The sequence below is a fragment of the Synergistota bacterium genome (genome assembly GCA_021159885.1).
Classification (GTDB): Bacteria; Synergistota; GBS-1; order GBS-1; family GBS-1; genus AUK310.
In genome coordinates, this window is record JAGHDO010000018.1 from 1 (window position 1) to 9707 (window position 9707).

Genomic DNA, 9707 nt, shown 5'->3' on the forward strand with positions numbered 1-9707 from the left:
GTGCAATAGCGGTCTTCAAGACCGGTGTTTCTAAGGCAAGGGAAATAATGAATAAGAACAGTGACATGAAAGTAGGCGCCTGGTGGGATATACTCGTTTATCTTATTCCGGTATGGTTCGTTCTTCTTCTTGGATGGTGGATCTATCAGTCGATCACCTGGTATCCCAAAGATTGGTGGAATCCTAACCCGTTCACTCATACCTACTCTGTGGGAACGATAATAGTTCAGTGGGCTATAGCCTTCATAGTTATCTACTTGCTTAACGATTGGTTTGCTAAGACCGCTAAGTACGAGCATACTGACATCGGCGAGACTTACGAGAAGTAAAGGGGGCGAGAATCATGTGGGTAATCATGATGGTCATTATCCTCGCTATCGTGTGGGGTGGCTTCCTGTTCTTCATTAAGAAGACGATGGAAGCCGAAGCGCAAAAGAAGTAAAATTTGACTTTTCGAGGGGTTGGAGCTATCTTTTTAATCAAAAGGGGGTAGTTCCAACCCCTTTAAAGTGGCCTCCTAAGATCTTACCTAAGTCGCAGAGGTGATCTTCATTGAAGCTCTCTGAGGTCAGAGATATATTGGAAGCCAAGGTCTATGCCGGCGAGGATCTTCTCGATCGAGAGGTGCACTTTGGATGTGCTGCTGATATGATGAGCGATGTTTTAGCATTCGGCAAGCCGGGCTCACTTCTTCTATCTGGGCTTGTAGCACCTCAAATAATCAGGGTAGCGAAGATCCTTGACTTGGCGGGTTTAGTTATAGTTAGAGGAAAAGAGCCTTTACCGGAAACCATTAAAAAGGCTCAGGAGGAGAGGATACCCCTGTTGGTAACCCATCTTTTTCTCTTCGACGCCTGCGGAAGGCTTTATGAGAAGGGACTCAGGGGTAGATGAGTAACATAGATGTTGAGATAATAAAGTATCTCAGTGAGTATAAGAAGATATTCAGCTTCATAACTGCAGAGGAAATAATGAAAAAGGATGTTATAACCTTAGGACCAGAGGATCGGTTATCCGATGCACGTGTGATAATGCGAGAGAGGAGAATATCTGGTATTCCTATAGTAAATAAGGATGGTAAGCTTCTCGGGCTCGTTAGTACTGAGCGTATAATAAGAGCTTTAGAAGAGGGCGTTATATGGAAGAAGACTGGTGAGTACATGACCCCAATAGAAAGGGTTGTTTACTTAAAGCCTAAGGATACCCTTGAAAAGGTTATCGGAACTTTTGAAAAGTACAGATATGGAAGGTTTCCTGTGCTTGATGAAGATGGGAAGCTTCTTGGCTTAATAACCAAGCAAGACATATTAAAGGCCATCTTAAGGCGTTTTCACTCAATCTATATTCATGATAAGAGAAGAGACGAGTTCTTAAGCAGGGAGATCTCCCTGCTAAAAGGAGAAGAGTTTCTCGAGGAGGAAGCTTCATTTAAATATGAGATAAATACGAAATCCATTTCAGAAGCGGGAGAGGGAGCTGCCTTGCTTAAAAGAGTTCTTGAGAAAAGAGGATATCCTAAGGCTTTTATAAGAAGAGTCAGCATAGGAACCTATGAAGCGGAGGTAAACGTTGTAATTCATGCGGAAGGAAAGGGAGTAATACTTGCTTTTCTGAGAGAAGACAATGTTGTGGTCTTAGTTAAAGATTCAGGTCCCGGAATAGAGGATGTAGACCTCGCTATGATGGAAGGATATTCAACCGCTCCAGATCACATAAAGGAGCTGGGATTCGGAGCAGGAATGGGGTTGCCCAATATGAGAAGAGCTACTGATAGGTTGATAGTGTTATCACAGGCGGGGAAGGGAACGAGGGTTGAAATGGTCTTCATCATTAAGGAGGGAGAAGAGTGAAGCTGAAGGATATATTGAGGAAATTAGATTGCGAGGTCTTGACGGGAGATGTAAATATGGAAGAGGAAGTAAAATATGGCTATACGAGTGATCTACTAAGCGAGGTAATGGGAAAGGCACGGCAAGACTCAATATGGATAACCGTTCAAAGCCATTTAAACATCGTTGCTGTAGCAGTACTTGTCGGCATAAAGGCTATAATTGTATGTGGAGGTAAAAAGGTAGATCCTAAAATAGCAGAAAAAGCCAAGCAAGAAGGCGTTGCTTTGGTATTAGCTAAGGATAACGCTTTTATCGTTTCTGGGAAACTTTATGAGATAGGATTGAGATAACCGAAAACGTGGTATAATTAGCTATGTGGTGTGGTGTGGACCTTCACATTCATACGGTCCTTTCAGCTTGTGCAGATTGGGAGATGACTCCCAAAAATATTGTAAAAAGAGCAAAAGAGATGGATATCAAGATCATAGCTATCACAGATCACAATACGGCTAAGAATGTCAAGGCATGCATTAAAGTGGGTAGGAAAGAGGGTATACTGGTTATACCGGGTATAGAGGTGCAGACGAAAGAAGAGGTGCACATGGTAGCGCTATTTCCCTCGGAAGAGAACGTTGAAGGGTTTGAAAGATGGCTTAAAGATAGGCTTCCAAGGGCAAAAAACGATGAAGGTTTATTTGGCATTCAGGTAGTCGTAGATGAGGAGGACAACGTTATCGAGATTGATGAGAGACTTCTTCAAGTTTCTGCGAAAGTCTCCGTTGAGGATGTAGCCTTGAAGGCTAAAGAATGTGGAGGCATAGCCTATCCAGCCCATATGGATAGGGAGTATGGAGGAATTATTTCCGTTTTGGGCTTTATCCCCCCCGATCTCCCTTTTAAGGTTGGGGAGATCACCTACCACGCTGATTTAACCTCCCTCTTAAGGAAACACCCCGAACTGAGAGATTATGTGATTTTGGTTTCCTCCGATGCTCACTTTTTATCCTCGATCAAAGGGGCGAGAACCGCTGTCGATCTGGTTGAAATCAGTCCAGCAAGCTTGATAAAAGCGATACAAGATAAAAGGAGGGTCAAAACATGCTTAAATTAACCAGGGATAAGCTTGAGAAGGTCGAAGCCATAATAGACCGCTTTCCAAAGGGGCAGTCCTCTCTTATAGGCGTTTTGCACGCCATTCAGCTTGAGATAGGTTATCTACCGGAGGAAATACAGAAGCTCGTGGCGAGAAAGCTTGAGATCCCAGAAAGTACAGTGCATGGCGTGGTTACATTCTACAACTTCTTCCGCACGGAACCAGTAGGGAAGTATGTAATAACGGTTTGCAAGGGAACCGCTTGTCATGTTAGGGGCGCGGGCGCTGTTATCGAAGAGTTTGAACGTGTCCTAGGAATCAAGGTAGGACATACCACGCCAGACGGAAGATTTACGCTTGATATTGCAAGGTGCTTTGGTGCATGCGGTCTCGCACCTGTAGTTATGGTTAACGACGACATCTACGGAAGGATGAGTCCCAAGAAAGTAGAAGAGGTAATAGCGAAATACCAAGATTAAATGGAGGAGCTTGCTCTACACATAATAGACCTGGTTGAGAACTCCGTAAGCGCTGGTGCTTCTCTAATAAAAGTTATCGTGGAGATAAGCGAAGCGAAAGATAAGCTGAAAATGGTGGTTGAAGATAATGGTAAAGGTATGAGCGAGGAGGAAGCAAAGTGTGCTCTGGATCCTTTCATAACTACAAAGTCAGGGAAAAAAGTAGGATTAGGTATTCCACTTTTGGCGCAGACTGCTGAACTTTGCGGTGGAGAGCTTAAAATCGAGAGCGAGAAAGGTAAAGGCACTAAGGTAATCGTCGAGATGAGGCTAAAACACATTGATCGTCCACCTTTGGGAGATTTTGCATCTACGTTCTTTACCTTAGTCTTTGGTCATTCTGATATAGACTTTCTCATAAAAGTTAAAACGGATTATGGGGAAATGAAAATTGATACCACGGAGATAAAGAAAGCGATAGGAAGGGAGGCTTTCTCGCATCCTGAAGTTATTTCCTTCATGCGGGAAAAAATAGAGAGAGAGTTAAATGATATATTGAAGGGAGGTAAGAATTATGAAGCTTGAGGAACTCAGAAAACTAAGAGAAAAGGTCAGACAAGACCTTAAGTTAAGAGAGGGAGAAGAGCCTCGTGTAAAAATAGTGGTTAGCATGGGAACTTCAGGCATAGCTGCTGGAGCAAGAGAAGTATTAAAAGCTCTCTTAGATGAGGTTTCTAAAAGAGGCCTAAAGGATGTTATGGTCATGCAAACCGGAGAAAAGGGACTGTCGTCGGCAGAACCCATAGTTGAGGTCATAACCAAGGAAGCTTCAATAATTTACGGAAGGGTAACCCCCGAGATAGCAAGAAGGATCGTTGTAGAGCATGTGATAAACGGCAGGGTTCTATCTGAGTACGTGGTATAACTTAAACTCTTTTAAAAGGGAGGGATAAAGATTGCCCAAAAGACTTGACGTGCTTATATGCTTAGGAGCTGGCTGTGTTTCATCGGGTAGCGAACTTATAAAGAAAAAGATGGAGGAAGAGATTAGAAAGAGAGGCCTTGAGGACGAGATCAGGATAATAGGAACAGGATGTATGGGGCCCTGTGAGAAAGGTCCCGTGATGATGATATATCCTGAGGGAGTTTTTTATCAGAGGGTAAGTCTTAAGGACGTTGAAACCATCGTTGAGGAGCACTTCCTTAAAGGTAGAGTTGTAGAAAGACTATTGCCAAAGGAAGAAATAGTGCCCAGTCTAAAGGAAGAAGAGCTTCCATTCTTCACTAAGCAGAAGAAAATAGTCCTTGCTAACTGTGGGGTTATAAATCCAGAGAATATCGAAGAGTACATAGCGGTTGATGGATATGAGGCTTTGGCACGTGTTCTTGAAAGTATGTCGCCTGAAGAGGTCATTTCCGAAGTAGAGAAATCTGGCTTAAGAGGAAGAGGAGGAGCGGGCTTCCCCACGGGAAGAAAATGGAGATTCGTAAGAAGCGCTCAGGGGAGACCCAAGTATGTCGTTTGTAATGCAGATGAGGGAGATCCAGGTGCTTTCATGGACAGAGCGGTGCTTGAAGGCGATCCACACGCGGTTATAGAGGGAATGCTTATTGCGGCATATGCAGTGGGAGCTGAACAGGGATATATATATGTCAGGGCAGAATACCCCTTAGCTATAAAGAGATTGCAGATAGCTATAGAGCAAGCTCGTAAATATGGACTTCTTGGCAAAAATATACTTGAGACCGATTTTTCATTCGATATAGAGTTAAGGATTGGGGCTGGTGCATTTGTTTGTGGCGAGGAAACAGCGCTTCTTGCATCTATTGAGGGTAAGAGAGGAATGCCAAGGCCCAAGCCTCCATTCCCAGCAACGCATGGACTTTGGGGTAAACCCACTCTTATAAATAACGTTGAAACCTTTGCCAACGTTAGACACATCATTCTAAAAGGAGCGGACTGGTTTAGAAGCTTTGGAACGGATAAGTCTCCCGGAACTAAAGTATTTGCTCTATCTGGAAAGGTCAGAAATACTGGGCTTATAGAAGTCCCAATGGGGATAACCTTAGGCGAGGTTGTATTCGATATAGGCGGTGGGATACCTAATAACAAGAAATTTAAAGCAGCTCAAATAGGAGGGCCCTCTGGCGGATGTTTGACTGTTAAACATCTTAACTTACCCTTGGACTATGAATCTGTTAAGGAAGCTGGTGCCATAATCGGTTCTGGAGGTTTAATTATCCTTGATGAAAACACGTGTATGGTTGAGCTCGCCCGCTTCTTCCTCGAGTTCTGTCAGGATGAATCCTGTGGAAAATGCGTTCCTTGTAGGGTCGGAGTTAAGAAAATGCTGGAGATCCTTGAAAAGATCGTTCATGGTAAGGGCACGCTTGAGGACATAGATCGTCTTGAAGAGCTTGGAAAGTGGGTTCAGCAGAGTGCGCTTTGTGGTTTAGGGCAGACCGCCCCAAACCCGGTTTTAAGCACGATAAAGTACTTTAGAGAGGAATATGAAGCACACATAATAGACAAGAGGTGTCCAGCAGGAGTATGTGCTGATCTCTTCATAGCACCGTGTGAAAACGCCTGTCCTGCTAATGTTGACGTTCCCGCGTACATAGCTCATATCGCCGAGGGAAGGTATAAGGAAGCTTTCTATGTTCACATAAAGAATAATCCATTCCCATCCGTATGTGGAAGAGCTTGCCCTGCAGAGTGCGAGAGAGCTTGCAGACGAATACAGCTTGATGAGGCTATTGCTATAAGACAGCTTAAGAGGTTTATGTCCGATAAGGCGCTTGAAGAGGGTTGGGAGCTTCCTAAGCCAGAAAAATATAACGGTAAGAAAGTAGCGATAGTAGGCTCTGGACCTGCTGGATTAAGTGCTGCCTTCTATCTTAATTTGAAAGGATACAAAGTAACCGTTTTTGAGGCACTCCCAGAACCTGGAGGAACCCTGACTCACTATATCCCCGAGTATCGTCTTCCCAAGGAAATAGTTTTGAAAGAAGTTGAAAGAATAGCTAACACCGGCGTTGAAATTAAGGTTAATCACAGGATAACGGATCTTGAGGCGCTTCGAAGGAAATTTGATGCTGTGTTCCTTGCATGCGGAAGCATGAAAGAAGTAAAACTGAATATCCCGGGTGAAAATCTGGAAGGCGTATATAGTGGAATGGAATTCCTGAAGAAGGCCAAAATGGGGGAAAAGATAGATATAGGAAGGAAGGTAGTAGTCATAGGAGGAGGAAACACCGCTATAGATGCTGCAAGGGTAGCTTGGAGACTTGGAGCTGACGTGCGAGTAGTTTATAGAAGAAGCAGAGATGAAATGCCAGCTCTTCCTAGCGAAATAGAGGAAGCAGAAAAAGAGGGTATCAAATTTACCTTCCTTGCAACACCGGTTAGCTTTGTTAGCGAGAATGGTAAAGTCAGAGCAGTTAGATGTGTTAGCATGAAGCTTGGTGATTTTGACTCCTCTGGAAGAAGAAGGCCTATTCCAATAGAGGGATCAGAGTTTGATATAGAGGCAACCACTGTAATAGTAGCAGTAGGCCAGAGAGCGGAGCTCGGCTTTGAGTCCGAAGGTTTAGAGCTAACCAGATGGGGAACGATAAAGGTAGATCCTCGCACTATGAAGACATCCTTAGATGGCGTTTTCGCCGGTGGTGATGTTGTAAGAGGTCCTGCCCTTATAGTAGAAGCCGTTGCCGATGGAAGAAGGGCAGCATCAGCCATAGATAAGTATCTTGGAGGAGATGGAATACTCTGGCGCGAGGAGAGAAAGCCTGTCAAGACTACTTACGATGAGGAAGAATATCTCAAAACTCAGCCCAGGAGAAGGCCCCCGATGTTGTCGGTAGAGAAGAGGAAGAGCTTCGCGGAAGTTGAGAAGGCCTTCTTTGAAGGTCAGGCAATAGAAGAGGCGAGAAGATGCCTCCATTGCGATATAAAGGAGGAGGAAGAATAAGAGGGGGGGTGATGTTATAGCATGGTGAAGGAGATCTTAAGCAGATTCGAACCGAAGCGAGAAAACCTACTTGACATACTCCATGCGATTCAGGACGCATCTCCTACTAAGAATCTTACTAAAGAAGATGTGGAAGCGGTTGCTACCTATCTTGGAATAACGCCAGCAGAAGTTTGGGGTACTGCCACATTTTACTCAATGTTCTCGGTTAAGCCAAGAGGAAAGCACATAATAAGGGTTTGCGTTTCGCCTGCTTGCCATCTTATGGGAAAGGAAAGCGTGTTGGAAGCCATCAAGCAAGAGCTTAACATCGATGTAGGAGAAACAACCAAAGATGGTCTTTTCACTCTTGAAATATCAAGCTGTCTCGGGATATGCGGTGTAGCTCCAGCCATGATGATAGATGAAGTTGCTTATGGGAACCTCACTCCCGAAAAGGTAAAAAGGATATTGGACGAGTATAGGAAAAGGGGAGAGGAATCATGAGGATCGAAAGGGCTCATGTGCTTGTGGGAATCGATGCGGGTACGATCTTAGCTGGGGCTAAAGAAGTTCAGAGAAAGCTCGAAGAGGAGATAAAAAGACAGGGATTAGCCGAAGAAGTAAGGGTCCTTGAAACGGGAAGCCTCGGTATAACTGGAAGAGGAGTCGTGCTTCTCGTATATCCCGAGGGAGTCTACTATGTTAACGTTAGAGTGGAGGATGTACCGGAAATCGTTGAGGAACATCTTCTTAAAGGTAGACTTGTTAAGAGACTTCTGCTTGAACCTCATATAGCAGAAATCTTGGCAAAGGGAGAGCTACCCAAGAAGCTTTCTAAGCAAAAGAGAGTGGTGTTGCAAAATGCAGGGGTTATAAATCCGGAAAGCATTGAGGAATATATAGCGACTGGAGGATATGAAGCTCTTGCTAAAGCTCTGGAATCCTCTCCAGAGTGGGTTTTAAGCGAAGTAGAAAAATCTGGCTTAAGAGGAAGAGGAGGAGCAGGCTTCCCCACAGGAAGAAAGTGGAGATTCACTGCGAATGCTAAAGCTTCTCGGAAATTCGTTGTTTGCAACGCAGATGAAGGAGAACCCGGAACCTTTAAGGATAGACTTATACTCGAAGGAGATCCCCATAAGATCCTTGAGGGGATGGCTATAACCGCATATGCGGTTGGAGCAAGCAAAGGATATATCTACATAAGGGGAGAGTATGATCTATCTATACGCCGAATGACTAAAGCTATAGAAGATGCCTACAAGTTGGGATTGCTTGGGGACAATATTTTAGATACTGACTTCTCCTTCCACGTTGAAATAAAAAAAGGCGCAGGAGCATATGTATGTGGAGAAGAAACGGCCCTTATAGAGTCCATCGAGGGAAAGAGAGGGAACCCACGCCCCAAACCTCCCTATTACCCCGGTGTAAAGGGGTTGTGGGGATATCCTACTGTGGTCAATAATGTGGAGACGCTTGCGAACGTTCCTCCCATAATCTTGAACGGAGCAGACTGGTTCAGAAGCATGGGTACGGAGGAATCTCCCGGAACGAAGGTTTACACAATTCTTGGACATGTGAAAGAACCAGGTCTTATAGAAGTAGAAATGGGAACGCCTTTAAGGAAGGTTATTTTTGAATTTGCCAAAGGAATTAAAGATGACAAAGAGTTCAAGGCTGCGCTTATAGGAGGAGCTGCTGGTGCTTTCTTGGGCAAGGAAATGCTTGATACGCCACTTTCCTATGAAGGATTGAGGGAATATGGAGGGGTTCTCGGCTCCGGTGCTATCTTAGTCATGGATGAAACAACATCTATGGTAGATATGCTTAGGAATATCATCTTCTTCTTTAAACACGAATCGTGTGGTAAATGCGTTCCCTGCAGGGTAGGGGTAAGCAAGCTTTATGAGAAGATAAACAAGATCTGCAATGAAGGAGGAACTGAGAAAGATCTTGAGGAGATGATCGAAATCTCAAAAGAAATGGCTGATATGGCGCTTTGCGCATTGGGGCAATCTCTTATTCTTCCGATATCGAGTGCAATTCGTTTCTTTAAAGATGAATTCCTTTCATAGGAGGTGTTTTAGACTGTGGGAGAGGTAAAGCTCAAGATAGATGGAAAGGAGATAGTAGCAAAAGAAGGAATGACCATACTTGAAGCAGCAAGAGAAGCAGGTATAGAAATACCGACTCTTTGCTATCATGAGGGGTTATCCTCATATGGGGGATGTAGACTTTGCGTAGTTGAGGTAAAGGGATCCCCAAGGCTTTTGACCAGCTGTACTACCCCAGTTGCTGATGGAATGGAAGTCTATACCAATACAGAAAGAGTCCAGGAAGCGCGTAAATTTGTCATGAATCTGATAATGACTGA

General features: G+C 44.2%; 12 protein-coding genes and 1 pseudogene. All 13 read left to right on the forward strand.

Features of this window, described 5'->3' with window-relative positions; all coding sequences use genetic code 11:
* Positions 1–329: sodium-dependent transporter (locus J7M13_01500; GenBank protein ID MCD6362666.1), on the forward strand; the 329-nt coding region annotated here is incomplete at its 5' end.
* A 14-nt stretch (positions 330–343) separates the two neighbouring features.
* Complete coding sequence (locus J7M13_01505) at positions 344–442, forward strand: MetS family NSS transporter small subunit (GenBank protein ID MCD6362667.1); 99 nt, start codon at positions 344–346, stop codon at positions 440–442.
* A gap of 110 nt (positions 443–552) precedes the next feature.
* Positions 553–894, forward strand: coding sequence for a hypothetical protein (locus J7M13_01510; protein MCD6362668.1), 342 nt, complete (start codon positions 553–555; stop codon positions 892–894).
* Positions 891–1850 carry a CBS domain-containing protein gene (locus J7M13_01515; protein MCD6362669.1) on the forward strand — a complete coding sequence of 320 codons (960 nt, stop codon included), beginning with the start codon at positions 891–893 and terminating at the stop codon, positions 1848–1850. The genes J7M13_01510 and J7M13_01515 overlap by 4 nt, the downstream gene beginning before the upstream one ends.
* Entirely contained in the window at positions 1847–2182 is a 336-nt protein-coding gene (locus J7M13_01520) for an iron-sulfur binding hydrogenase (GenBank protein ID MCD6362670.1), read from the forward strand. The genes J7M13_01515 and J7M13_01520 overlap by 4 nt, the downstream gene beginning before the upstream one ends.
* Positions 2183–2205: 23 nt before the next feature.
* Complete coding sequence (locus J7M13_01525) at positions 2206–2943, forward strand: PHP domain-containing protein (GenBank protein MCD6362671.1); 738 nt, start codon at positions 2206–2208, stop codon at positions 2941–2943.
* The gene (nuoE, locus tag J7M13_01530) at positions 2931–3404 is read left to right on the forward strand and encodes an NADH-quinone oxidoreductase subunit NuoE (protein MCD6362672.1); all 474 of its coding nucleotides are present in this window, start codon (positions 2931–2933) and stop codon (positions 3402–3404) included. The genes J7M13_01525 and nuoE (J7M13_01530) overlap by 13 nt, the downstream gene beginning before the upstream one ends.
* Positions 3405–3968: an ATP-binding protein gene (locus J7M13_01535; protein ID MCD6362673.1), complete on the forward strand. Its 564-nt coding sequence runs from the start codon at positions 3405–3407 to the stop codon at positions 3966–3968.
* Positions 3955–4308 carry a (2Fe-2S) ferredoxin domain-containing protein gene (locus tag J7M13_01540; protein MCD6362674.1) on the forward strand — a complete coding sequence of 118 codons (354 nt, stop codon included), beginning with the start codon at positions 3955–3957 and terminating at the stop codon, positions 4306–4308. The genes J7M13_01535 and J7M13_01540 overlap by 14 nt, the downstream gene beginning before the upstream one ends.
* Positions 4292–7354, forward strand: a pseudogene (gene nuoF / locus J7M13_01545) (NADH-quinone oxidoreductase subunit NuoF). The gene J7M13_01540 and the pseudogene nuoF (J7M13_01545) overlap by 17 nt, the downstream one beginning before the upstream one ends.
* A 21-nt stretch (positions 7355–7375) precedes the next feature.
* On the forward strand, positions 7376–7840 hold the full coding sequence (gene nuoE, locus J7M13_01550; protein ID MCD6362675.1) for an NADH-quinone oxidoreductase subunit NuoE: 465 nt from the start codon (positions 7376–7378) through the stop codon (positions 7838–7840).
* Positions 7837–9408, forward strand: a complete 1572-nt coding sequence (gene nuoF, locus J7M13_01555; protein ID MCD6362676.1) for an NADH-quinone oxidoreductase subunit NuoF — start codon at positions 7837–7839, stop codon at positions 9406–9408. The genes nuoE (J7M13_01550) and nuoF (J7M13_01555) overlap by 4 nt, the downstream gene beginning before the upstream one ends.
* A 15-nt stretch (positions 9409–9423) precedes the next feature.
* A partial coding sequence (locus tag J7M13_01560; protein ID MCD6362677.1) for a (2Fe-2S)-binding protein occupies positions 9424–9707 on the forward strand: 284 nt, incomplete at its 3' end.

Bases quoted from the DNA above. Each gene is read 5' to 3' on its own strand.
- J7M13_01535 (MCD6362673.1), top strand. From the start codon at position 3,405: ATGGAGGAGCTTGCTCTACACATAATAGACCTGGTTGAGAACTCCGTA.
- nuoE (MCD6362672.1), top strand. From the start codon at position 2,931: ATGCTTAAATTAACCAGGGATAAGCTTGAGAAGGTCGAAGCCATAATA.
- nuoE (MCD6362675.1), top strand. From the start codon at position 7,376: ATGGTGAAGGAGATCTTAAGCAGATTCGAACCGAAGCGAGAAAACCTA.
- J7M13_01505 (MCD6362667.1), top strand. From the start codon at position 344: ATGTGGGTAATCATGATGGTCATTATCCTCGCTATCGTGTGGGGTGGC.
- J7M13_01525 (MCD6362671.1), top strand. From the start codon at position 2,206: ATGTGGTGTGGTGTGGACCTTCACATTCATACGGTCCTTTCAGCTTGT.
- nuoF (MCD6362676.1), top strand. From the start codon at position 7,837: ATGAGGATCGAAAGGGCTCATGTGCTTGTGGGAATCGATGCGGGTACG.
- J7M13_01515 (MCD6362669.1), top strand. From the start codon at position 891: ATGAGTAACATAGATGTTGAGATAATAAAGTATCTCAGTGAGTATAAG.